The following is a 24,808-nucleotide window of genomic DNA, read 5'->3' as shown; positions in this document are numbered from 1 at the left end:
CTGTAAACATTTAAAGACGCCGGGCTTAGGCCCGGCTAACCTTTATTCAATTTGCCAGTAACCATCATGTACCCGGGCGTCGATAACGGTATACAACTGGTCCTCGTCAATCGGCTTGCTAATGAAGTAACCCTGGCCAAAACGACACCCCATCGCGACCAGCTCGGCCATTTGTTCGGCTTGTTCTATACCTTCGCTGACCACTTCAAAGGCCATATTGTGAACCATTGAAATGGTCGACTGCACAATATTCCTGTCGCTGTCATTTTCTAACATGCCAGCAATAAAAGAACGATCGATCTTAATTACATCGCTGGGGATCATACGCAGGTAACTGAGCGATGAATAACCGGTACCAAAATCGTCGACGGCGATGGAGCAACCTAAGGCCCGCACTTCGTGAATCACGTCGATTGCGCGTTCGATATCGGCAACTAACACGGTTTCAGTGAGTTCCAGCTCGATATCTTTTGGCCTCACCTGATATTGCTCAATTAACTGCGTTAAGTAGGGCTTTAAGGCAGAGTTAGCAAACTGTGCAGCAGACAGGTTAATTGCCATTTTAATGCCCTTGTAGCCCCGCTCATTGAGCTTTGCCAACAAGCCAATGGCATGCTCAAGCACCCAAAAGTCGATTTCTGGCATCATGGCGGAGTTTTCCAACAGGGGTAAAAAGTCGCCGGGCGGAACCATGCCCCGCTCCGGGTGACGCCAGCGTAACAGGGCCTCAAAGCCGGTCAGGCGTTGTGTGGCCAGCTCTATTTGCGGTTGCAACACCAAGAAAAACTGTTGTTTTTGCAGCGCCACGCGAGCGGCGGCTTCTAACTCTACCTGGTTGATGATTTTTTGATTCATCGACGCCCGGAAAAAACAATATGCGGAGCCGTGCGAGAGCTTCGCCTCATACATGGCCGTGTCGGCATGGCGCATAAGTTCCAGGGTGCTGGACTTGGCGTTTTCGGTGTAGGCGATACCAATGCTGATACTGATATAAAAGGTATGCTCGCCAATGTGCATGGGCTCAACAAACTGACTGATGAGCTTTTCGGCCACCGCACTTACCTGTTCTTCGTGATCCAGATCGGTGACGATAACCACAAATTCATCGCCGCCAAAACGGGCGATATTGTCGTTTTCGCGAATTACACCGGAAAGGCGCACACTTGCCAGCTTAACCACTTCATCACCAAAGTGATGGCCATGACTGTCGTTGACCTTTTTAAAGTTGTCTAAATCAATAAACAGCAGCGCCATACCTGACTGCTGTCGCTGCATGGCTGCCAGTTGTTTATGTATTTGAAACATCATCATGCTGCGGTTTGGCAGGCCGGTAAGGCTGTCGAACATGGCCATTTTTTCGAGTTTGGCCGTATTGGCGGTGGCTTGCTGATCCAGCGTTTCGAGCCGCTGCGCAAGTTCTATGGCGGTTTCGCCCAGAGTATCGAGTTCGTCACTGAGCCAGCTGTTCCGGGTAAAGCTGTTTTCCTGCGCCGCTTTAAACTCGCTAAAGCGCTGCTGAGCCAGTAGCGGTAACATGTTGGATAACACTGACAATTTGTAGGCATAGCGGCGCAACAGCAAAAACATACTCAGCAAAAACGCCGTCACCAAACCAAAGCCGCCCAAAAATATGGTCGCGTTTTGTGTGCGATAAGCATGTTTACGCGCATCAATATCGTGCACAAACAACAGGTAATAGCCATTGGGTAAGTCGCTGTAGAGCGGCACAAAGGTAACCAGGTACGCGTTGTTACTAACGTTAACCTCGACCCCCGCGGTAAGCAGCTTTTGTTTATTGGCGCCGGCAGGAATAGCTCTGAGCACCTCAGACATAAACTGTTCCTGCGGCTCAGTTAATATACTGTTGAGGACATAACGGTTTTGTTGAGACAGGGCATTGGGGATCTCTTTTACCATTGCCAGTTCAGCCTGTGTGGTTTCACTCAACAAGGCGAGTAACTCCTGCACCGAGGTGCTCATTACCACCACACTGGCGGTTTGTGAGTGGGTTAAAATAGGAATACTGCTGACCTGCATACACAGGTTGCGGCAATGCAAACCATAGACTGGTCGCGTCTCTCTGAGCGTGTCTGACACCATGGGCCTAATGGCATCCGGCAGTATTTCACCCTGACGGTAAATGACCTCTTGCTGACCATTCACTACCCATACGTTGTTAACGTCCCATTGCAGCGACAAAAAATCAGCGGAACGCTGCAGCGCCCCAACGAGTTCTGATTGCGTATCGATGGACGTTTCATTAACAAATTTAAGGCTTTCCACCCATACGGTTAACCGCTCACTGAGCAGCGAGGAAATTTGATGATAGCGGGTAACATCACGCGACAATAACGCCTGATTAAGCTGCCGCTCCTGTTGCGCCGCCTGATACAGTAATAAGCTAACCACCACCGAACAGACCGTCATGACGGTAATCAATAGGATAATTAGCACTTTATAGCGCAGTGATACTGACTTACTCACGGCTAAAACCAATACATTAGCTGCAACGACCAGTTACTCCAGTAAGGCTGTGCATAAATTAAGGCATCGGGAAACAGCACTGGTGCAATGCGACCCGCACCGCGCACCCGTGAGTATTCGCCGCTTAATCGCACCTGGCTGGTGATATCAACGCTCAGGCCCAGGGTGATCTCGTCCATGTAACCATAGTGAGCCGGTATCATGCCGAAAGGGCTTTGCTCGAGCAGCTTGCCCTTACGGTCCTGGCGGTCCACATCGTAGGTGTCTATTCTTGCCAGGGCGGTGACATTTTGCGTCAGGAAATAGCGCCATTGTATGTAGCCACCCTCGCCGGTTTTATCCACATCCAGGTTCAGCCCGTTCGCGAACGTGCCCTGATATATTAACCGGTCTCGCAGCAGCTCCATACTCAGCTCCCAGTTTTCGCTGTCATAGCGTGCCGCCAGGGTAATACGGTCGATCATTGAATCGCCACTGAGCAGTATGTCTTGTTTGGCCGGGTCGTAGGTAAATTCTGATTGCAGTAACGACACACCTAGCTGTAACTGCGAAGCATCCGGCCGCCAGTAGGTGCTGAACTGATGAACAAAATCCTGTTTTACGCGCCCCTGTACCTGCGGGCTCAGCAGTTTTTTAGAGTCGTCTTTGCCGAGGGGCGAGCGTCCGTAACTCCAACGCACGTCCCAGGTTCCGGTATTCCCCGATGACGTACTTTGTATGGCGATACCGTCGCTGCTCAGCGCCACGTCGCGGTTACCGTCGTAATAGATGGATTGCGGCAGGGTAATGGAAGGCCGGGTTTGCGGCACATCCTGGGTGGCCGAATACAGCCAGTGACGATTTTTATAGCGCCCGAAGTGCACGTTAAGCTGCCAGTCAAACTGTTGGCGGACCCGCCAGTCAACAAACAGGTAGTCCACTCGCGTGCCCGGGCTAAACCGATTGCCGCCGTCAAGATAAACCAATTGGCCGGCAACGCTGAGCGACGAGTTGAGGATGTAGGTGGCGTTGATTCCCGCTTCGGTCAGCTCCGCTGTAATATCGTTATCGTCAGTTATGTAATGGCTGTCTGTGGAGCTGGTAATTCCCTGCGCCACAAAACCATGCCAGGCGAGGTTTTCGGTTTGGGCACCCGCTTCAGCCATTGTCATTAAGGCCAGCATTGCGCCTGTCAGCCTGCGCTGTATCATGGCTGGCCCCCTAAAACAGTCAGATTTTTCGCCTTGGGGTTAATCACATGTTTTGGCATATAGCCTATCGAACCCGGTGTGTTGGCGATGTTTTCAATCAGGATTTCAGGGGAACTGACCACGTGTGGCGCTACGCCCTGACCCGAATACACCACGCGCTGCCAGATACGCTCTAGCTGGTATGGGTAAACGTTAAGCTGGGTACGGCAAAACTCCTGATGAAGCGGATTACCGGACGGCAGCACAAAAACACGAATACGACTGCCATCGGGCCAAAATTGTGTTCGCCCGGCAAAGATCATGCGCAATTGCGCTGGCGACAATGACTCGACGTTCACCGATAAATTAGCCATTACGTTGGTAGAGTAAACGTCGGTAACGCCTTCTTTTGCAAACAGTAAAACAAGGCATGTGAGAATGGCTTTCAGGGACCCGGTTTTCAACGTAACGCCTTACATTAAAAAGGTTAACATCTGCATAGTTCCTTTTGTGCAGTAGTATTTAAGTAATGCCAAGATTACTTAAGTATAGAAAGGAAACCTTTTTTTGAAAGTTATTGTTGAATTTTTATTCAATACTATCAGGTGGTAACAGCTTGTCGATTGCAGCGTAAACCTGCTCTGGCGTTATCGTTGTCATCAGGGATTCACCTTTTGCTCTGCTTCCCCAGGGCAGTTGCTGCCAGTCTTTGCCGGTTTGTTGTTTGATATGATAGTCGTAGGCTGACACCACGTTATCAAGGTTATTGTAGGGTCCGGTCCGGCGCGGATTAGAATGCGCATAAAGGCCGATAACCGCGGTACCAACACAGGTTGCCATGTGCGCAGGGCCAGTATCCGGGGCAATCACTAGACGGGCGCTGGCTAACACACCGGCCAGTTCCTTTAGTGATGTCTGCCCGATTAAGTCATGGCTTACCGGCGCGCCGGCAGCAATGATCGCATCGCCAATCTGGCGGTCCAATGGCCCTGGACCGCCACACAATATAACGGCCAGGCCGCGTTTGGCTAAGTAATTGGCTACCGCTGCATAGCCGTCAGCATGCCAGTTCCTTTCAGCCTTTGAGGCGGCCGGCGAGATCACCGCATACTGGCGTTCATTCGCCAGTTGTAACCCCTTTGCGTAATCCTGATCACTCAGCGGTAGCGCCCATGCAGGTGTGGGGACCGGCGGTATACCCACGGCATCAGCAAATGCCATGAAGCCCTCCAACACATGAGGGTGTCGCTGGGGCGCAATACGTTTATTAATAAATAAGCTATGGCCTTCTTTGCTGCGTTTTTTATCAAAGCCTAATCTGACCGCGGCGCGTATTGCGCGGGACAGCAAATTAGCCCGCAACGCAATTTGCATAATAAACAGCGCATCAAAACGCACCGCCTTAAACTGCTCGCGGATCGCTTTCATGCCCTGGCGGCCGGTTTTTTTGTCGTAGATGATAAACTCGACGCCTTCCAGGCCTTTCATTAACTGGTATTCAATTTTACCGATGATCCAGGTAATGCGAATATCCGGACGGGTAGTGCGAATACGATTCACCAACGCCGCGGCATGGCAAACATCACCGATAGCAGAGAGGCGAAGAATACATATTCTTGAATTTTGGGGGAGTTTTGTTACCGCTGACAAAGAATCTTCCAACTTACACTGATAAACCTCGCTAATTTGATTACAATCAGCAGGATTAAACAAGTCTTAATGCCGAGAAATATCATTGCAAGCCATAGAGACCTTTCAATCGGGCCGCCATAGTCTGCTACGTTGTCCAAGCGTCTGTCGCGCGCTCGGTATTCAACTGCCACCTGTTGAGTGGCTTCAGAGCTCGTACTGGCAACAACAACAGCATGCCACCGCCGCCAGCGGCCGGGGCCAGGCGGTATTAATAGCGTCACCGGCACCCATGGTGCTGCGCGATTATTGCCGTGGCGGCCTGGTGCGCCACATTGCCAGGCGCCGTTTTATTTATTCTGGCCTGGCCAACTGTCGCCCTTTCCGCGAACTGCAATTACTCAATACCCTGCGCAGCGCCGGACTGCCGGTTCCCAGGGGTATCGCTGGCCGGGTGAGTCGTTATGGCATGACTTACGAAGCAAGTATTTTGATGGAGCGGATCCCCAATAGCCGCGAAGTCCATGAACATCTCTGCCAGGACGCGCTGGCTCCGTCAGACTGGCAGCGTATGGGCGCGCTTATACGCCAGTTACATGATCACGGTGTTTATCACCACGATTTGAATATTCACAACATCATGCTTGATACTAACAACAGGTTTTGGCTGATTGACTTTGATAAGTGCGGGTACAAAAACGGACAACAATGGAAAGCCGCTAACCTGGCACGGTTGCAGCGTTCACTGCGCAAAGAAAAGGCGGTACATAGCAACTACGCTTTCGACGATAGTCACTGGCAGCGTCTGCTGACCGGCTATTGGGCATAGAAAATTGCAACCGGCCACGATTGTAGGTACTGTTTGATTAACTTAAATTATACTCATTGACTATGCACACACGCGCAATTTACCCGGGCACCTTTGATCCTATTACCAATGGTCATGCTGATCTCATTGAACGCGCGTCGCGCATGTTCGATGAAGTCATTGTAGGGATCGCAGCTAACCCCAGCAAACAACCGCTCTTTAGCTTAGATGAGCGGGTTGCCCTGATTACCGAGGTAACCTGTAAACTCGATAATGTTACCGTAATTGGCTTTTCCGGCTTGCTGGCAGATTTTGCTAAAAAGCAGGATGCCACCATACTCATTCGTGGCCTGCGAGCAGTCGCCGACTTCGAATATGAATTTCAGTTAGCCAACATGAACCGGCGCCTCAACCCTGATCTGGAAAGCGTCTTCCTGACCCCCTCAGAAGAAAACTCGTTTATATCGTCAACGCTGGTAAAGGAAGTGGCCTTGCATCATGGTGACGTAGGGCAGTTTTGCCACCCGGCCGTCAAAGCGGCGCTCAACAAATTACTGCATTCAGGCTAAGCCGTTACGAGAGCAGACTAGCGCTGGCACTGAGGACAATAAAAAGTATTGCGCTGACCGATGGTCAGACTTTCGATAGGCGTTTCGCACGCTATACAGGGTTCGCCTGCACGGCCATAAACACTGAGCGACTGCTTAAAATAGCCGGGGTTGCCATCGGTTTGGGTAAAGTCTTTGAGGGTTGTTCCGCCTTGCTGGATCGCTTTGGCCAGTACTTCTTTAATTGCGCCGGTAAGCTGTTGGTAGCGCGTGGCACTCACCTTACCCGCTTTGCGGCGCGGATCGATGCCTGCCATAAACAGCGCTTCGTTGGCATAGATGTTACCCACTCCAACCACCACAGCGTTGTCCATAATAAAGTTTTTTACCGCCACCTGTTTTCCCCTGGATAACAACGCCAGCCGATCAGCAGTAAAATCGTCGGTGAGCGGCTCCGGGCCGAGATGGCTAAGCTGCGTCGGGATTTCATGGCCGGGCGCCTGCCACAAACAGGCACCAAAACGACGGGGATCGTTAAAGCGCAAACACTTACCCGACGCCAGAACGATATCTATATGATCGTGCTTTATCGGTGGTACAGCGGCATCCAGCACCCGTAGTTTACCAGACATGCCCAAATGTAAAATAATGCGCCCGCCGCTTTGCAGCTCGATGATGAGGTATTTGGCGCGACGGTTAACAGCCATCACGGTCTGTCCGACGGCGTCGCTCAGCGCTTCCTCTACGGGCCACCGCAAACGCCGGTCGCGAACAATAATACCGGTGATTTGCGCGCCTTCCAGGTAAGGCGCTATGCCTAGACGGCTGACTTCGACTTCGGGTAACTCAGGCATTACATTTCCTGCGAATGCTGGAGCCAGGGCAGCAGTTGATCCAAGCGTTGGTTAACCACGATATACCATTGGCTATCGACATTAACCCACAGGTTCTGATCTTGCTTCACAAAGGCGTAAACAAGCCCCTGAGCCTGTCCGGCAACCCACACAACTGCTACCAGCGGCTCTGTCTGATCAACGCTTCTGGGCGGCTTGGAGGCCTGAATAACGGCGTCGCGCCAGGCTTGTATGTGTTGCTCCGGTGACGTGGATAACGACTCATTGAGCCCCACAAAGCGCCACTGCTGGCCAACGCGTTCAAGCTTTTGTGAATGCTGCTCGATTTTCAGCACATATACGCCTTCAGGGAGTAACGGCTGATTGGCGGGGAGTTTAGATTCGGGTACGAAACGGTCAAGATTAAACAAAAATATCATGCCCAACATGGCAAATATCACTACATTGTTAAATGCTCGCTTCGACATTCTGGCCATTGTTAAATTACCCGTGGTTAGTATTCACTAGTGTACGCTCACGCAAAAAACCCGGCAACGGCCGGGTTTTCGTGGAGACAAAAGCAAGTTTTATTACTTGATTTTGGCCTCTTTAAACATAACGTGCTTACGAACAACAGGATCAAATTTTTTGATCTCCATTTTGCCCGGCATGTTACGCTTGTTTTTGTCAGTGGTGTAGAAGAAACCAGTACCAGCTGAAGAAACTAATTTAATTTTATCACGCATGATTAGGTTTCCTTAGATTTTCTCACCACGGGCACGGATATCTGTTAATACAGTATCAATACCTTTTTTATCAATAATACGCATGCCTTTTGCAGACAGACGCAGTTTTACAAAACGGTTTTCGCTCTCAACCCAAAAACGGTGAGATTGAAGATTTGGCAAAAAGCGACGGCGAGTCGCGTTTCTAGCGTGAGAGCGGTTGTTACCTACCGCAGGACGCTTACCTGTTACTTGACATACTCTTGACATTATTTGTCTCCAGAACAACGAATTTTGTCTCGCCAATCGGTCCCACCAGCAATTTGCATATCGGGTCTGACGACGTCTTAACCTTTAATAAAGAGGGCGCATTTTATACAGTATTTCCGAACGTAATTCAACTGAAAAGCCAAAAAACCTCAAAATTAGTGCACAAAACAGACAACCCCCGCGATGTTAGCGATTCTACTCATAGAATGGCGAACGAATTTCGGTCGTGCCAATTAACTGCGATGGACGAATCAACATCTGCCCTCCGTCCCGTGCAATGGGTATCCACGGAAACTGTCCGCGCCCTTTTGCCGGCTTCAACACGAACAGGTCGAAGGGAATAGACAGGTAAAACCCCTTGGTGAAACTCCCTTCGCCGTATTCTTCCGCCGACACGTTCGAAAATGACGCGAAGGCGCCTACTACAATGCCGCTGTCGAAGCGCTTGGCAAAATCAATGTTTACCCCACGGTCTTTGGCTAAAAACTGCCCGGCACTGATTTTCAGCTGTGTATCCGGCAAGAACTCCGGTCGCCAGTAGGCGGTGGCAAAGCCGGTAAAGGTTTCGTAATCAAAAAAGCTCGTCATGTCCTCAAAGGAGCGCTGTTTGACATAGTTCACGTCAACGCCAAACGCGAAGCGGCTATCCACCGGACGGTACAGAACTTCACCCCCGACGCCACCAAACATGGTTTCGAGGTAGCCACCATAGGCCTGATAATACCAATCTTCAGACAGTCTGTCGGTCCATACCGCATAGGCAGTATCCATAGTAAAAGTACCCTGCGTCACATACTCACGCACCTGGGTACGCACCCTAGGCAGTACGGTCTGTTCTTTATCGACTTTGTAATTAAACTTATCGAAGTTGTCGAGCAGGGTAGTTCGGACACTACCAAAAATACCCAGTTGACGATTAAATTTATAACCGGCGGTTGTCAGGATACCAAGCTGATACAGATAAAAATCTTCCGGATTACCGAAAGATTGCGTCCAGAAAAACTTAGACGACAAAAACGCGCCGGAAGTGCGGTTAGGGGCAAACGCCTCAACCTGTTCATCAGTGGGCGAAACACGTCGGTAAGTGGAGGAAATATCCGGCTCAGGTACGCTGTAAGAGGCATGCTCGCGGAACGCTTTCGCGTCGATAACGGTGTCGAGCATCAAAATATTGCCCTGATGTTCAACAATATGATATTCGGTTATCGATGCTGGCAACTCGGAGGCCAGAATCCGCCCCACCCGTTCGGTTGCCTCATCGGCATCACGGTAGGAGGTTTGTACGCCATAAAAAGTGGCCTGTTTGTCATCGATTACGGTGTCGTTAATAAAGTACCCACCGCGCCTGACCAAATCGTTATACAGGCGTTTGCGATTTATAGAAGCCACATCCGCACTGGGGGTCGCCCCCACAATATCCCGCGGTTCACGGTCTATTTTAACCTGTTTAATGGTGTGCATATTCAGGTTGTAGCTGACGCCAAAACCAATGGTGTTACCACGCTGGTAATTAAGCGAAAAATCAAAATTATTCCAGCGGTACACAGCGCCAATATTCCACCGTGAGTCCTGCTCAAGCGGTCCGGCGCGATCAAACTCGTAATTGTTACCCTCATACTCCGCTTTTAACGCCAGATTTTGCCAGGGTGTTTGATACTCCACGCCACCGAAAAATGCCGTAGGCCCCTTAAAAAAGTTTTGATAGTCTACCTTACCGCCACGACCAGAAAACCCCTCAGGGCGCTCGCAGAAGCTGTCACGGACTTCGCAGAAGGGGTTGGTGATGTCGTTATGGTGTCCCAGATACCCCCAGCCTAAGCCGGCATGAAAATCAAACGGCCCGACGGACTTACTGGCGCTAATAAATTCACTTTCAAAAAAGCCGGTACCGCCAAAATCCCTTAGTCCCAGCGAAATATCAGGCAGGTAATAGCTTTCTTCCCACAGCCGGAACTTAACATCGAGTCCTTTATCTTTGAGGGTTTGATCGCCACTAAAACTATCAACCTGACTGTACAAACGCGTGCGTACATCGGTATAGCGTGCTGTTGCCTCCATCCACGGAAACAACTGCATACTCACTGACCAGAATCGATATTCATTATTGTCGGTATAATTTACGCTGAGAGAGCCTTCGGGCATCATTCGAGCCGTGGGGGTTTGCCACAGGCCAACACCGCCCTGCACCATTTGCGAGGGCGTAACTGAATAACTATTGGGCGTTTCGTCTTCGACAGCCTGTGCTGGCGCAACATAACCCATTAGCAGAAGAGCGGTAAAAGAATAATAAGCGTGCGATGCCAAAGTTACATCCTGTGTTTCAATAATTGGGCGATATTGCTGTTCAACTCATCGATGTTATCAAACAACAACGACGTTTGAAGAGGCACGAAGATAATGCTATTGGGCATTGGCTTATAATACTGGCGGTTCCAGTAGGCAATGCCCGTTCTGATGAGAGTGCCGTCCGGTTCGATTACGTAGGCATAATCCCGGTGTGCCTGAGTGCTGCGCGCAGTCGCATTCAGGTAATCAGAAACCGTACTGGACTGCTCATAGTCAAGTTGTTGTTGTGACTCACTGATTAAACCAAAAAGGTGGATCTCTGTGCGGCGCGGTTGCAGCTTTATGTAATAGTCGCCGTGTTGAAAAGCAGGATTGCGCTGATTGTTTAAACGCGCCTGGTCATAATCAACCAGAATGTTCATTCTGCGCATCAGTTGCCAGCTACCTATTTCCTGGTACAGCGCAGTTAATTCGTGGTAACCCTTACTGTTTTTGGTCTGTTGACGAATTAAATCAGACAGTGTTTGTAATACCTCAGCCCGCAGTTTCTCCGGGCCCGGATCGTTGAGCTTATAAACCGCAGAACTGGCCCAATAGGCAGGCTTGTCACTTACCAACGACAGAACGTTGGCCAGTCTTACCGGTTGCTCAAACGAATACACCTTGCCTTGCACATTGAATGTCACGGTGGCGAAGCATTGGTCACTCAGCAGAAACGATAAAAGAATAAAAATTCTTGCTAGTGTCATTGGCCGTTCCCCTGACTTTTATCGATAATTCTGGCGATACGACTCACAAAGGTCATTTGTAATGTCTGGGCATAGGGTGATGACTTTTGTTCGGAATACACGATCTGTTTTGATGCCGCATCAAACCAGTAAACATTTGTCCATGATTCGGAATGCGAGGCAAATGGCTCATTAACCTGGGTTGTAACAACTTCCTTTACTGGAATGATCGTCAGTGAATGACCATAAAACTCCGCTGATTCAGGGGCCTCCACATACCACTGAGATCGCATGGGCAGATCATATACCTGGTTATCAATATCGATGTTATAGCGCCACTCAGGCTGTTTAGCCAGGTTAGCAAGACTTAACGTGTAGTCATTTAACACTGATGAGTATTGTAGGTCTGAGTCCAGGCCTGATGTACGAATCAGCTTGTCGTGGTGAAACACCAGTATGGCGTTGTCAGCAGATACCCACTTAAGTTGGCTGTCTTCAATGTAAGCCAATCCCATGTAAACAGGTAACCGCTCGCCGTGTTTTACTTTAAGGAGATCAGCCTTACTTTGTTTAACTTGCTCTAAAGTCAAAGTAGGGGCATCCGGAAAAAAAGCGAGTTTTAATGTTTCTAAATAAAGTTGATTGGTTGATGAGCACCCCACCAACGAAGTTAATAGCAACAACGCTACAACAATTAACCTAAAGCGATTCACAGGGAACATTGACAGCTCAACGAAAGAAAACAGGTTATATCCAACAAAAAAGCCGCCTCTAAGGCGGCTTTTTCTAAATGACTGTATTACTGTGAAACAGTTGGAGCGTAGGTAAAGGTTACTGGTACAGTAATAGTTGTTGTACCTGTAGCTGTACCGGTCAGGCTTGTCACGGTAACAGTAGTCGTTGTGCCAACGCATACGTCGTCAACTAACTCATCTGTACCTTCACAAACACCGTCGCCGTCGCCATCACCGTCGCCATCACCGTCGCCATCGCCGTCACCATCGCCGATAGAAGATCCGCCGTCGCTGCTCGCAGCAACTGAGGCAACTAAAGCGAAGGTCATAACTCCACCAGCGATTTCACCGGCAGTTAGTCCACCAACGACCGCTTCAGATGTATTAACGCCACCAGCCACCTGGCCTTCTTGTGCGTAAGCTGCTAATGATAGCGAAGCGCCCACTACTGCAGCAATTATAGATTTTTTCATGTTTAGTCCTTTTTATGGGATAACCGCCAAGTACATATACTAAAGCATTTCAATGTCAAGATCACTAGCTATAACGCAAAAAAATGCTGCTGGCAATAAAAACTAAAGAAATCACAACACGCCTTGTTGTGCCAATGAGATAACCTGATTATCTGCAACAATAAAATGGTCGAGTACGATAACATCCACCAGCGCCAGCGCGTGCTTAATATCGCTGGTTAAACGGATATCTGCCTGGCTCGGTGTTGCATTGCCGGACGGATGGTTATGAACCAGAATAACCGCTGCCGCATGGTCGGCCAGTACTTGTTTAACTATCTCTCTGGGGTACACCGCAGCAGCGTTAATGGTGCCGCTGAATAATTTTCTGAACATAATTAGCTGATGCTGACTGTTGAGCATCAGTACGCCAAAAACCTCATGCTGCAGATCGCGCAGTTCTGCCCGTAAAAAATACTTTGCTTCTTCGGCACAGTTAAACACCGAACGTTCATACAACGGCTCTGCTAACTGACGACGACATATTTCCATAGCGGCCTGTAGCTCACAGTATTTGGATGGCCCTACCCCTGGCAGCACACATAATTCACGGCAGGATGCGGCAAAAACACCCCGTAAACTTTTAAAATGACTGAGCAACGCGCCGGCAAGCTCCAGCACCGGCAAATCTTTAGCACCACAGCGCATCATGATAGCCAGCAATTCGGTATCCGATAGTTGCGCTGAGCCAACCCGAAGCAACCTTTCACGGGGGCGTTCTCGCAGTGGCCAACGATTGAGTGTCATAGGTGTGCCTTAGTAAAAGTCAATCTGTGTCATCAAGCCTAAATGATTGGCTTTTCTTTCACTACTGCACCCAAGCAGTGTTTTGTTGGTCGGCGCAGGGCTCTGCTTTTCAAAGCGCTACACTCAACATCAAGCTCATGGTAATCTTTTCGTTGTTTAGCAGGCTGGACTTAAAAATGACGTTATCCGGTAAAAAGATAGTTTTAGGTATTTGTGGCGGTATTGCTGCCTACAAAACTCCCGATTTGGTGCGTAAGCTGGTTGCGGCTGGTGCCCAGGTAAGAGTGGTCTTAAATGCGTCGGCGTCCCACTTTGTTAGCGAATTATCTTTACAGGCAGTGTCTGGCTTTCCGGTCAGTACTGATTTACTCGATCCCAGTGCCGAAGCAGCAATGGGGCATATTGAACTAGCCAAGTGGGCAGATATTTTATTAATTGCGCCCGCCACTGCCAACACCATGGCAAAACTCGCCCACGGTATCGCAGACGACTTATTAACCACTATTTATCTGGCTACTACGGCGGATATTTTTATTGCACCGGCCATGAATCAACAAATGTGGAAAGCCAGGCCTACCCAGCACAATGCCCGGTTGCTGCAAGAGTACGATATACAATTACTCGGCCCTGCCGAAGGCGAGCAGGCCTGTGGCGATACCGGGCCAGGCCGTATGCTCGAACCGCAGGAGTTGGTTGAATACCTGAGCCGACTGCACGCTCCTGCTCAACCGTTGCAAGGTAAGCACGTACTGATTACCGCCGGCCCCACCCGCGAGAGCCTTGACCCGGTAAGATTTATCTCTAATCATAGTTCCGGAAAAATGGGCTTTGCGATAGCCCAACAAGCACGGGCAATGGGGGCTCAGGTGAGCTTAGTTGCCGGGCCAGTAGCCTTAGCAACCCCCCCGGGGGTAAACCGAATTAACGTAGAAACTGCCGAGCAAATGCTTGAGGCAGTGATGAGCATAACCCCGGAATGCGATATTTTTATCGCCACCGCGGCTGTTGCTGACTACCGCGCCGCCGATGTAGCAGAGAATAAAATCAAAAAAAATGCCGATGAGTTAACACTTACATTTACAAAAAACCCTGATATCCTAAAAGCTGTTGCCAATCTGCCAAGCCCGCCGTTTTGTGTCGGCTTTGCAGCAGAGAGTCAGAATGTTGAAGCCTATGCAAAACGAAAACTGACCGAAAAAAAACTGGATATGATTGCAGCCAATGATATCACTTTGGCGGGACTGGGCTTTAATAGCGACGCCAACGCGTTACAACTATTTTGGCCGGAAGGTAGCAGGAATTTATCTCCACAACCAAAAACAGACTTAGCAATCGAATTATTGAACGTTGTTATCGAACGGTATCAACATAAAACGACACACTGAAATTATAATTCACAATAAAGTGGAAACTGTTGTCACTCAATAAGTAGAGGAAGTACTTTTATTATGCCTGCTGCAAAACGAACCAACCGCAGAGCTCAAATTCTTCAAGCGCTCGCAGGAATGCTGGAGACCAGCCCGGGCCAGCGAATTACCACCGCTAAGCTGGCAGAAAAGGTAGGTGTGTCTGAAGCGGCTCTGTATCGCCATTTCCCCAGTAAAGCGCGCATGTTTGAAGGACTCATCGAGTTTATTGAAGAGACTCTTTTTTCGCGCATTAATAAAATCATGAATGAGGAAAAGGACTCTGCTGCACGCTGTCAGCTAATTCTGCATCTTATTTTAGGCTTTGCTGAAAAGAATCCGGGTATCACCCGTATTTTAAATGGCGATGCATTAATGGGTGAGCAAGAGCGTTTACGCCTGCGTATTGCCAAGCTGTTTGAACGCCTTGAAACACAGCTTAAACAAGTATTACGCGAACGTCGTTTACGAGAGGGCAAAGATCTCGCTGCTGACGAAGGCTTAATTGCTAACACGTTGATTTGTTTTACCGATGGCCGGATAAACCAGTTTATTCGCAGTGGCTTTCAACGTAAGCCTACCGAGCACTTTAACGAACAATGGGCCTGTTTTAAGCAGTCATTTTTCTTGTAAAACCGGGACTAACATCAACGCTTTTATTGCATTTCAAGCGGGGCGAACTACAGTTTAGTTAGTCCACAATACTGAATTACTTATGCCGCGCACATCCCTTTATAATCTGACTGACATCCTCAGTGAAGCTGAGGATATCTTTATTGAACACAGCTTTAACGGTGCCGTGATGGAAGAAATCATTGCGCGTACCGAGTTTAACCGGCGCGGTTTCTACCTCGAATTTGGCAGTAAAATTAAATTTTTGTATGCTGCCCTCGACCACTATGAAACGCAAAAGCTCAATCCTATTCTGGAGCATCTGGCCGATCATAATGGCCTGGCCTCCATTGAACGTTTTTTTGCAGCCTACATTGAACACATTTTTGCCAGGGGTTGTTTGTTGATCAACATGGTCACCGAGCTTGGCAGTGAAGACCAACACATCAAATCCAAAGGCCGGCATTATTTGGATCGACTACAGCTGGCTTTTATTGGTTGTCTGGAACAAGCCCAGCGACAACTCACCGTTCGCGGTGATATCAATATTGAAGCCGTTGCGTTACAACTTACCAGCTTTGTACAAGGCTTTGCGATTAACAGTATATTAGCCGACAGCAAAGAAGAGCTGCATATCGCCACCCGGGCATTGCTGCAGCCAATTATGCGTTAAACGATCAACCGATATAATATCGATCCGGAGTAGAGCATCCGGCACGAACCCTTTATAATCGCCTACCTTAGTGTATAACGCATTTACAGAGAAAATTCATGGCCGATAACAGTACACTCTATCGAGTACAGTTTGTCAGTAATGGCGAGCATTACGAGCTTTACGTTAGAGAGGTTTCACAAGGCGGTTTGTTTGGTTTTGTCGAGATTGGCGACTTTGTATGGGATAATCACAGTCAAATTGTAGTTGATCCGTCGCATGATAAGCTGAAAACAGAATTTGCCGACGTCACCAGTACATTTATTCCAATGCACAATGTTCTGCGGATCGATGCAGTAAAAAAACAAGGCTCAGCGAAAATCACCGAGCTGTCGAACAAAGTAACCGCCTTTCCGAGGCCAATTTATACACCCAAAGAATAACCGTTTGTAGCACTGCATCGGAACAAATAATAGGAAGTACCTTGCATGATTACATTTGCAATCTTTGCAGCACTGGTGGTTTTACTGGTGTTTTTTGGATTTAAAATTCAAAACTTACAAAAGCAACTCCTCATCAGTGAGAACAACCTGAGAGCCAACACGCGTCGCATGAATCATGCCAGTGGCAGTATGGTTGTGCTGTCTCAGCAAATACAGAGCTTTTTGCTTGAGCGCCTGGAGTCTTCGCATAAACGCGGGCTTATCAGCAATAAGCCTTTCGAAGTGCTTCATCCTATGTTCGAAAAGATCAGCGCTGTGGCGGTGTACTGTATGGACAGAGGAATGTCAGTTGAAGAAGCGTTAAAAACCGCCTTAAAAGACAGTGAAGTAACGCTCGAGCAATTGCGCGAGATCGTCAAGGAACAACCCAGCGATATTCGCATGGCGTGGAGTAAAAATACCCTGGATGGCTTTATTGTAGCCTGTAAAGGCCTGAGTTTTCCGCCTACTAAAACGGAAAGCACGTCAGCAAGCTAGTTACTCAGGGCTATACCAGTCCCCACCGCTATGTTTAAAAACCCATGAACGCCTCTTTGCAAAGGCGTTTTTTTTGACTACAATTACTGTACATATATACAGTAATTATTTTATGTCTTCATCGCTTAACTCGCTAACCAAACACCCGCTTATTTTTAGGGGGAGAGAGCAACCTGCAGCCGAACATCAGGGCAGGCGGATAGCTTTTGGTCATAAAAAACTCGACCAAGCCTGTGTCGGCGGTGCGCCGGCTGCCGGACTCATTCGCCTCAGAGTGCTCCCGGGGTGTGGCGAGATGAGTCTTATTACACCGTTGATCAGCGACAAAGCAGCATCGAAAAAGCGCATTTTGTGGCTACAGCGTGGTGCATTGGCATTCAACACCAACTGGCTGAGCCAACAAGCGTTTGGTCAGCAATCCTGGGTGATTCATTGTGGCAATGACACTGATACTTTGTGGGTTTGCGAACAAGCATTGCGGAGCCAGGCCTGTACTTGCCTGATCATGTATTTTGATCAGCTGTCTATAAAAGCAGCCCGCCGCCTGCAGGTATTAGCCAGGCAATATGACTGCCTGGTCATCGTTTTTAGCCGCCCGGGAACCACCTCGTTGACCCTGCCGGTCAGTCTGGATTTTGAATTACGTTATAGACAATCTGCCTGGCACATAAACATATATCGGGTGACCGGCGCCTGGCCTCTGGACAATATTGTGATCAACAACCCTTTGCCAATGACGAACCAGGCCATTGCCGAAGCCTTTGCAAAATACGCTGACGACGCTGATACCGCTTTGCATCAGGTGGGCTGACACCATGCAGTGGCTTTATGTGTATTTCCCGCGTTTACAACTCGATCAGTTTGAAGTGCTGCAGCACAATTCAGCGCAAACTGTCGTGGTCGTTAATAATGAGACAAACACTGTTATCCAATGCTCAAAAGCGGCGGTAGACGCTGGTATCAAAGCAGGTATGGGCCTGGCTGAGGTAAGTGCGATGAACGATCAGACTGAAGTTATCGTGCATTCTCCGCTCAGCGAAGAAAGCCAGTTGGCGCACCTGGCAACAACACTGTATACCATTGCCTCAGACATCGTACTCTGCCAACCCACCGGGATTGCCATCAAACTCACCCCGCTGGAACGTTATTACCAGGGGCTGGATAACTTTATCGCCTTATGCCAGCAAACTTTGCGCTCCTGTCATGTGACTTACCAGTTTGGTGCAGGCGCTACCATTGAGATAGCCCGGGTCCTGGCATACGTCGCCATTAACTCGTTGCAACCAGCGACTTGTGACGCCGGCGCGCTGCAAAAGTGCCCTCTGACAGCGACACAGCTTTGTGTAAAAGACATTGAGCAGTTACAACGAGTAGGCGTGCATACCGTGGGGCAATTATTGCAAATCCCTCTCGATGAACTTGGCAAACGATTTAATAATAAAACCATCGCCTATGTGCTGGCACTGGGGGGCATTAAACAGCCTTGCTATGACCTCTTTCACCCTAAGCAAACCTTTGATCATTTTTTGGAGCTTCCTTTTGCTATAGAAGCCGCGCCGCGTCTGCTTCGGTATCTGTCTGTCCTGCTACAAAAATTGTGTACTTATTTGCACCACAGAAATCTTGCTACCGATTCACTCGGTATTGTGCTCACCCAGCGTGACGATGATCGTCAACTCACCATTAACGCAGGCACCCCGCACCCACATTTTGATGAATGGCTGTCACTGATAGATTTACACCTTGAAACCTTACGCCTGGACTCACCGGTTACCGCAATACGCCTTTACAGCGACACACTCACGGAGTTCGCCCCTGAAAACTTGTCGCTTTTGGATACCGTTTACTCCAAACACGCTGAGAACATGTTACTGGGAAAGCTATTAGCCAGGCTTGGCGCCGACAGCGTTTATCAGCCGCGGACAGTCAACGATCACCGTTTGGAGTTTTCTTTTTCAGGTGTCGCCACTCCAACGGCAGAAAGTCCTCTGGCGCCTGGCCATAATAAGCCGCAAGCAACGACCTCCGCGTCGACCATGCATCAGCCTGGTTTACTGCTGCCTGAGGCCAGGCCCCTGCGAGAGGAAACTCACATTGTGTATGGCCCGGAGAGACTTCATACAGGCTGGTGGGATGCCCGGAGTGTTAAACGGGATTATTTTATTGCCGTCACGCCCCAGGGCCAGCGCCTGAGTGTATTCCGCGATGAACACCAGCACTGGTATGTGCACGGGTATTTTGTATAGTCATGTTTGCTGAATTGGTGTGCCAGAGTAACTTTTCTTTTTTAACCGGCGCCTCTCACCCCGAGGAACTGGTCAATTCAGCCGCGTTTTTGGGCTATAAGGCCATTGGCATTACCGACGAATGTTCAGTTGCAGGCATAGTCCGGGCCCATGCCGAAATTAGCGCCAATAATTTACCGCTTAAATTAATTGTCGGCAGCCTGTTCCGACTCGAGCCAGGGTTACAGTTGTGCTTACTTTGCCCCAATAAAACTGCCTATGCCGAATTATGCAGAATTATCACCAATGCCAGACGCCGTTGCGAGAAAGGACACTACGAACTGTCTGAATGGGACTTAAAAACGGTCAAGTTTTGCCTGGCTATCTGGCTACCCGAATACGGCAATAACGATGATCACTGGGCAACGTGGTTAGGCAGGTATTTTACTGACCGTTGTTGGATAGGGGTATCGAGACTGCTTGACGGTCAGGACACCCGCCGTTTTGACGCTGCTATGAAGCTTAGCGACCACACTGACATGCCTTTGGTAGCCACCAACCAGGTGCTGTTTCACGCCAGCGAGCGTCAGCCTGTGCAACATATTTTGCACGCTATCCGAGTCAGGGAATCGGTGGATAATTTAGGTCACAACGCCACACTCAACCAGGAGCGAAGCTTAAAACCGCTGACCAAGCTAAGCCGGTTGTATCCGGCCCAATGGCTGACCGAAAGCATTAACATTGCCCAGCGTTGCACGTTTAGCCTGACTGAGCTTCAGTACCAGTACCCCAGTGAGCTCGTGCCACCGGGATATACTGCGACATCTTATTTACGTCACTGTGTGGAACAAGGCATTGTTAAGCGATTTCCCAATGGCCTGCCAGCATCTATACGGAGCATTATTGAGAAAGAACTCTTACTGATTAAGTCCCAACAGTACGAGTATTTCTTTTTAACCATTTACGATATTGTTCAGTATGCTATTCAATGCGGCATTTTGTATCAGGGCAGAGGGTCTGCGGCCAATTCTGTGGTGTGCTACTGCCTGGAAATTACCGCGGTTGATCCACGTCAGATCAACGTGCTGTTTGAACGCTTTATCTCTAAGGAGCGAAACGAGCCACCCGACATTGATGTCGACTTTGAACATGAACGGCGCGAAGAAATCATTCAGTATATTTACCAGAAATATGGCCGCGAACGCACTGCACTGGCAGCAAGTGTTATTACCTTCAGATTTAAAAGCGCGTTCAGAGAAGTGGGCAAAGCGCTGGGCTTTGCCGAGACACAACTGGCGTACTGGCTGAAGCAGCTTAATTTACGCGACACGACACTTGGCTGGCAGTCGCAACTCCTGCAAATTGGTATTGATAAAACCAGTTTTCGTATTAAGCAGTTAATCAAACTAACCGAGCAAATTATTGGTTTTCCGCGACATTTGTCTCAGCATGTAGGCGGATTTGTGATCAGCGCTGGCCCGTTATATGAATTGGTGCCGGTAGAAAACGCCGCCATGGCCGAGCGCAGCGTGATCCAGTGGGATAAGGACGATCTGGAAGCACTGGGGTTACTGAAAGTAGATGTTCTGGCGCTGGGCATGCTCACCGCCATTCGTAAAACCTTTCAAATCATCAAGTCACGTTATCAGTACGATGTGTCGATTCCGTTTATTTCCGCTCACGGCGATGACAAACAAGTGTTTGATGCAATTTGCCGGGCAGATACTGTGGGGGTTTTTCAGATTGAGTCGCGCGCCCAAATGTCGATGTTACCGCGCCTCAAACCCCGCAGCTATTACGATCTAGTTGTGCAAATAGCGATTGTCAGACCCGGCCCCATTCAGGGCGAAATGGTTCACCCCTATCTGCTGCGCCGGCACGGCAAAGAAGCTGAGACATACCCCTCCGAAGAGGTAAAGGCGGTGTTAAGCCGCACCAAAGGCGTGCCCATATTTCAGGAGCAGGTAATTCAACTTGCCATGGTGGCTGCCGGCTTTACCGGTGGTGAAGCTGATCAGTTAAGACGCGCTATGGCAAGCTGGAAACGCTCGGGCAAGCTCAGGCAGTTTCGTAGCAAGCTGATAGACGGTATGACCGCGCGGGGTTACCAGACAACCTTTGCCGAGCAACTCTTTGAACAAATTTGCGGCTTTGGTGAGTATGGATTTCCCGAATCTCATTCGGCCTCGTTTGCGGTGCTTGCGTATACGTCAGCCTGGCTGAAATATTATTACCCCGTAGAGTTTTATACGGGTTTACTCAATAGCTGGCCGATGGGGTTTTATAGTCCTTCGCAACTGGTCCGTGACGCCACAGCCCATGAAGTGGCGGTGCTACCGGTTGATGTAAACTGCAGTGACACCGACCACAGGGTCACCAGCGACGGTGAAATCCGACTCGGACTACGACAAATCAATGGCCTGTCGAGCGCGGCAATGCAGTCGCTGAAGTCAAACCGGCCTGCTAACGGGTATAGCAGTATAAGCGAAGTAAAACAGATAGGATTAAACCAGAAAGATCTTGCCGCATTAGCCAGTGCGAATGCTTTGCGAACGCTTAGTCACAACCGCTTTAATGCTCGATGGGAGTTGTCTGATTCGCAAATGTCACTGCCTTTATTGCGCAGTCTGCCCGGCCAGGCGCACATAGCCGACTCCCCGACAGATCAACAAAATATGCTTGAGGATTATGCATCACTTAACCTCTCGCTGGAGAATCATCCCATCGCGATGATGGCAAAGGCGCAGCCTATGCCACACATCACTTTTGCCCACAACCTGGGTCATAAAGTGCATAAGTCACCCATTAAAGTTATCGGCTGTGTGGTGGGTCGTCAGGCGCCCGGTACGGCGGGAGGGGTGACATTTATGACGCTTGAAGATCATACTGGCAATATCAATGTTGTGGTGTGGCAAGCCACCTCCCGGGCACAAAAAAAAGCGTTTATTTGCGCTAATATCCTTGAAGTGCACGGTATCATTGAGCGATCAGATGAAGGAGTCATCCATGTAATAGCCGGAAAGCTCATTGACCGCAGTAGCTACTTTCAACAGTTACAGCTCAGCTCCAGAGATTTCCATTAATTTGCCATACCGGTGGTAGTGTAAGTTTTTCCTACCTTACTTACAGAACTACTGCCAGCCACTCCGCAGAGTATATTCTTTACTATATAAAACAACACGTTACGCATGGCAAAGTTTTTGCTCACCTGATTACTTTTCAGGAGTAGTAACTATGTACAAAATTACAGCACTTTTTTTAATCTTATTTTCGACCTGCGTACCCGCCCGGCAGCAGGCTTTTTCAGTGGGTTTTCTTAACGGCGCCGCAGATATTCAGGGTCTGCGTCTCGGCTATCGCCCCACGTCCTTCAATTTAGATAATACATGGCTGGGTGAACTCGATCTTTATGTTGAAACCAGCATCAGTTACTGGCGTTATAAACATGACACCACCGGCGACACCGATAGCAACTACACGTTTGCCTTAACCCCTGTCTTTATAAAGGAAGTCGGCAATGTATATGATAGCTACCCTGTCTTCTTAGAGGCCGGCATAGGTATTGGCATTGTCAGTGATCAGCAATTTGCAGGTAAAGATATCGGTTCAACCTATCAGTTTGAAGACAAACTTGGAGTCGTTGTCGCCCTGGATGACAGAAGGCCTTATGAACAACGCCTTGCCTTACGTTATATGCATTATTCCAACGGTGGATTTAATGACGACAATCCTGGCGTAGACTTCTTTAATATCTCTTACATCCACTATTTCTAGTCGCCTCTTTAAGTCGCTAACTACGCTTTTCTTTAAACGCAGAACACCTAACTGGCAGTCAGCGGGTCGCTTAGGTGTTCTCCAGTAAAGCTCTTTAGTTATGCTGTTGAGGTACGGTCACATGCAACAGCCAGCATTTTTATTATTATCCAGGCAGTTACCAGCCTTACATCAGTCATCGCATAGAGACTGATCTATCTTTCGCATTACAAATATTGTTTTTTTTTAAGCATGTATGTAAATTGAACAACTATAATTACTACTTATTTCGCGCACGTAGTGACTTGCAGCGGTTATAAAACTTAGTTTTTCTAAGATTTACGACTAGCCTTTTCTATTTTATTTGTCGTTTTAGACTAAGGATTTTTTTTGCGCAGAGTCAGTGTTTGTCTTCAGTTGTTGTTTTTAGCGCTTATTACAAGTGCGCCGCCTGTTGCAGCTAAAACCTATATTGTTGCTTCGCAGAATTTCGATTATTTCCCTCATTACAATTTTCCTTCAACCACCGATAAGGGATATGCGTGGGCATTGCTTGAAACCTTCGCGGCAAGCTCAGGCGTAACCTTTGAATATGTCGATATGCCTGTTCTTCGCCTCCAGATTGAGCTCGAGAAAGGCAATATTGATTTGGTATACCCTGACCACCGAACCTGGACAAACCCCGTTAATGATAACTCGGAGAAAATTTATAGCGCACCGCTTACCGAGAGCCTGGTGGGTACTTTCGTGAAATCGCAACACTACGGCAGAGACATAAGTAACGTTCGAAAAGTTGCCATTGTACTGGGCTTCTCACCACTATACTGGCAAGACCGAATCAGTCAGGGCAAGGTAGAATTATTGGCTGTAACCGACACCAAAGCCGCTATTTATATGGCTGAGTTAAACCGGGCTGATGCATTTGATATGGATTACTATGTGGCTCAGCATATGTTATCGGGTCTAAATGATATCGATAATTATGTTCTCGACCCGTCATTACCAGTGACCGTGGTAGAGTTCTGTTTATCAACGCTCAACAACCCTGAATTAATTGCCCAGATTAACCAATTTATAGTAGATAACCCGCTGGTAATCGAATCGCTCAAGGCGAAGTATGGTATCGACGATCCAAATGAAAGATTAAGAAGGCTTAAGTCAGGAATACATTAATACTGACCACTGACGTGCCCGTTACTATGTTAATCGCGCCGTAGACGTTTCTCTGAGCCTGTGAATCCTTCACTGGCAACCATATTATGAAGCACTGCTCCATTAAACGATTACTACAACTTTGATCACAGCGTTTACTCAGCCTCCATATGTACTTATAACTATTAGCTGAGTCTTTATCTGACTCACCTAAATCTGTTAGCTTAAGCGCCACAACAGCCTGATAGATACAGAGCTTAGCTGCTATCACACAGTTCAGCGCTTGGTACGGAGTATTGGATTAACTAAAACAGCAAGGGTAATAACAAAGAAAAACGCGCGAGGTGATGAACGCAGCCTGATATTCACTTAAAAACTATAGAGCTGTACTGGTTTAAATTTTCGACCAGACACAAAAAAGGCCCACTCATTTGAGTGGGCCTTCTTCTTAATGGGAGCCTGGCGGTGTGCTACTCTCACATGGGGAGACCCCACACTACCATCGCCGCTAATACGTTTCACTACTGAGTTCGGAATGGGATCAGGTGGTGCCGT

Annotated in this window: 25 protein-coding genes and 1 rRNA gene; 12 read left to right on the top strand and 14 right to left on the bottom strand. The window is 48.6% G+C overall.

Annotated elements, in window-relative coordinates; translation table 11 throughout:
* Nucleotides 1–42: 42 nt before the first annotated feature.
* From OIK42_RS13875 to OIK42_RS13860, 4 genes are all read right to left on the bottom strand, one after another.
* Nucleotides 43–2,484: a putative bifunctional diguanylate cyclase/phosphodiesterase gene (locus tag OIK42_RS13875; RefSeq protein ID WP_273641623.1), complete on the bottom strand. Its 2,442-nt coding sequence runs from the start codon at nt 2,482–2,484 to the stop codon at nt 43–45.
* Between the two features lie 2 nt (nt 2,485–2,486).
* Nucleotides 2,487–3,674 carry a TonB-dependent receptor gene (locus OIK42_RS13870; protein WP_273641622.1) on the bottom strand — a complete coding sequence of 396 codons (1,188 nt, stop codon included), beginning with the start codon at nt 3,672–3,674 and terminating at the stop codon, nt 2,487–2,489.
* Nucleotides 3,671–4,117 (bottom strand): hypothetical protein, encoded by a 447-nt coding sequence (locus OIK42_RS13865; RefSeq protein WP_273641621.1) that lies wholly within the window; start codon nt 4,115–4,117, stop codon nt 3,671–3,673. The genes OIK42_RS13870 and OIK42_RS13865 overlap by 4 nt, the downstream gene beginning before the upstream one ends.
* A 124-nt stretch (nt 4,118–4,241) precedes the next feature.
* Entirely contained in the window at nt 4,242–5,303 is a 1,062-nt protein-coding gene (locus OIK42_RS13860; protein WP_273641620.1) for a glycosyltransferase family 9 protein, read from the bottom strand.
* 85 nt (nt 5,304–5,388) lie between these two features.
* On the opposite strand from OIK42_RS13860, the gene OIK42_RS13855 reads away from it, so the two are divergent.
* Nucleotides 5,389–6,111, top strand: coding sequence for a 3-deoxy-D-manno-octulosonic acid kinase (locus OIK42_RS13855; protein WP_273641619.1), 723 nt, complete (start codon nt 5,389–5,391; stop codon nt 6,109–6,111).
* 62 nt (nt 6,112–6,173) lie between these two features.
* On the top strand, nt 6,174–6,659 hold the full coding sequence (gene coaD / locus OIK42_RS13850) for a pantetheine-phosphate adenylyltransferase (RefSeq protein ID WP_273641618.1): 486 nt from the start codon (nt 6,174–6,176) through the stop codon (nt 6,657–6,659).
* 17 nt (nt 6,660–6,676) lie between these two features.
* On the opposite strand, the gene mutM is transcribed toward coaD, so the two are convergent.
* From mutM to radC, 9 genes are all read right to left on the bottom strand, one after another.
* Nucleotides 6,677–7,492 (bottom strand): bifunctional DNA-formamidopyrimidine glycosylase/DNA-(apurinic or apyrimidinic site) lyase, encoded by an 816-nt coding sequence (gene mutM, locus OIK42_RS13845; protein ID WP_273641617.1) that lies wholly within the window; start codon nt 7,490–7,492, stop codon nt 6,677–6,679.
* Nucleotides 7,492–7,968, bottom strand: a complete 477-nt coding sequence (locus tag OIK42_RS13840; RefSeq protein WP_273641616.1) for a hypothetical protein — start codon at nt 7,966–7,968, stop codon at nt 7,492–7,494. Before OIK42_RS13840 ends, mutM begins: the two co-directional genes overlap by 1 nt.
* Nucleotides 7,969–8,061: 93 nt before the next feature.
* Complete coding sequence (gene rpmG, locus OIK42_RS13835; protein ID WP_013786148.1) at nt 8,062–8,217, bottom strand: 50S ribosomal protein L33; 156 nt, start codon at nt 8,215–8,217, stop codon at nt 8,062–8,064.
* A gap of 12 nt (nt 8,218–8,229) precedes the next feature.
* Entirely contained in the window at nt 8,230–8,466 is a 237-nt protein-coding gene (gene rpmB / locus OIK42_RS13830) for a 50S ribosomal protein L28 (RefSeq protein WP_273641615.1), read from the bottom strand.
* A 195-nt stretch (nt 8,467–8,661) separates the two neighbouring features.
* Nucleotides 8,662–10,728 carry a YjbH domain-containing protein gene (locus OIK42_RS13825; RefSeq protein WP_309568778.1) on the bottom strand — a complete coding sequence of 689 codons (2,067 nt, stop codon included), beginning with the start codon at nt 10,726–10,728 and terminating at the stop codon, nt 8,662–8,664.
* A gap of 44 nt (nt 10,729–10,772) precedes the next feature.
* On the bottom strand, nt 10,773–11,501 hold the full coding sequence (locus tag OIK42_RS13820) for a capsule biosynthesis GfcC family protein (protein ID WP_273641614.1): 729 nt from the start codon (nt 11,499–11,501) through the stop codon (nt 10,773–10,775).
* The gene (locus OIK42_RS13815) at nt 11,498–12,202 is read right to left on the bottom strand and encodes a YjbF family lipoprotein (protein WP_273641613.1); all 705 of its coding nucleotides are present in this window, start codon (nt 12,200–12,202) and stop codon (nt 11,498–11,500) included. The genes OIK42_RS13820 and OIK42_RS13815 overlap by 4 nt, the downstream gene beginning before the upstream one ends.
* A 77-nt stretch (nt 12,203–12,279) precedes the next feature.
* On the bottom strand, nt 12,280–12,687 hold the full coding sequence (locus tag OIK42_RS13810) for a hypothetical protein (protein WP_273641612.1): 408 nt from the start codon (nt 12,685–12,687) through the stop codon (nt 12,280–12,282).
* A 111-nt stretch (nt 12,688–12,798) separates the two neighbouring features.
* On the bottom strand, nt 12,799–13,473 hold the full coding sequence (gene radC, locus OIK42_RS13805; protein WP_273641611.1) for a RadC family protein: 675 nt from the start codon (nt 13,471–13,473) through the stop codon (nt 12,799–12,801).
* 176 nt (nt 13,474–13,649) lie between these two features.
* Between radC and coaBC the strand changes: the two genes are divergently transcribed.
* From coaBC to OIK42_RS13755, 10 genes are all read left to right on the top strand, one after another.
* Nucleotides 13,650–14,858, top strand: coding sequence for a bifunctional phosphopantothenoylcysteine decarboxylase/phosphopantothenate--cysteine ligase CoaBC (gene coaBC / locus OIK42_RS13800; RefSeq protein WP_273641610.1), 1,209 nt, complete (start codon nt 13,650–13,652; stop codon nt 14,856–14,858).
* Nucleotides 14,859–14,921: 63 nt separating this feature from the next.
* Nucleotides 14,922–15,512, top strand: coding sequence for a nucleoid occlusion factor SlmA (gene slmA / locus OIK42_RS13795; RefSeq protein ID WP_273641609.1), 591 nt, complete (start codon nt 14,922–14,924; stop codon nt 15,510–15,512).
* 82 nt (nt 15,513–15,594) lie between these two features.
* The gene (locus OIK42_RS13790; protein ID WP_273641608.1) at nt 15,595–16,164 is read left to right on the top strand and encodes a TetR/AcrR family transcriptional regulator; all 570 of its coding nucleotides are present in this window, start codon (nt 15,595–15,597) and stop codon (nt 16,162–16,164) included.
* Between the two features lie 98 nt (nt 16,165–16,262).
* Nucleotides 16,263–16,586: a DUF1820 family protein gene (locus OIK42_RS13785; protein WP_273641606.1), complete on the top strand. Its 324-nt coding sequence runs from the start codon at nt 16,263–16,265 to the stop codon at nt 16,584–16,586.
* 45 nt (nt 16,587–16,631) lie between these two features.
* On the top strand, nt 16,632–17,123 hold the full coding sequence (locus OIK42_RS13780; protein ID WP_273641604.1) for a hypothetical protein: 492 nt from the start codon (nt 16,632–16,634) through the stop codon (nt 17,121–17,123).
* Nucleotides 17,124–17,235: 112 nt separating this feature from the next.
* Entirely contained in the window at nt 17,236–17,934 is a 699-nt protein-coding gene (locus OIK42_RS13775) for an ImuA family protein (RefSeq protein WP_273641602.1), read from the top strand.
* 4 nt (nt 17,935–17,938) lie between these two features.
* Complete coding sequence (locus tag OIK42_RS13770; protein ID WP_273641600.1) at nt 17,939–19,369, top strand: Y-family DNA polymerase; 1,431 nt, start codon at nt 17,939–17,941, stop codon at nt 19,367–19,369.
* A 2-nt stretch (nt 19,370–19,371) separates the two neighbouring features.
* On the top strand, nt 19,372–22,431 hold the full coding sequence (locus OIK42_RS13765; RefSeq protein ID WP_273641598.1) for an error-prone DNA polymerase: 3,060 nt from the start codon (nt 19,372–19,374) through the stop codon (nt 22,429–22,431).
* Nucleotides 22,432–22,582: 151 nt separating this feature from the next.
* Nucleotides 22,583–23,122 (top strand): acyloxyacyl hydrolase, encoded by a 540-nt coding sequence (locus OIK42_RS13760; RefSeq protein WP_273641596.1) that lies wholly within the window; start codon nt 22,583–22,585, stop codon nt 23,120–23,122.
* Nucleotides 23,123–23,491: 369 nt separating this feature from the next.
* A complete protein-coding gene (locus OIK42_RS13755; RefSeq protein WP_273641594.1) occupies nt 23,492–24,274 on the top strand; it encodes a substrate-binding periplasmic protein in 783 nt (260 codons plus the stop codon).
* Nucleotides 24,275–24,710: 436 nt separating this feature from the next.
* Here the strand turns inward: OIK42_RS13755 and rrf are convergent.
* Nucleotides 24,711–24,808, bottom strand: a 5S ribosomal RNA gene (gene rrf, locus OIK42_RS13750); the annotation flags it as partial.

This window comes from Alteromonas gilva (genome assembly GCF_028595265.1).
Lineage (GTDB): Bacteria > Pseudomonadota > Gammaproteobacteria > Enterobacterales > Alteromonadaceae > Alteromonas > Alteromonas gilva.
Note: the sequence above shows the minus strand (reverse complement) of the source record. Positions and strands in the feature narration are given on the sequence as shown.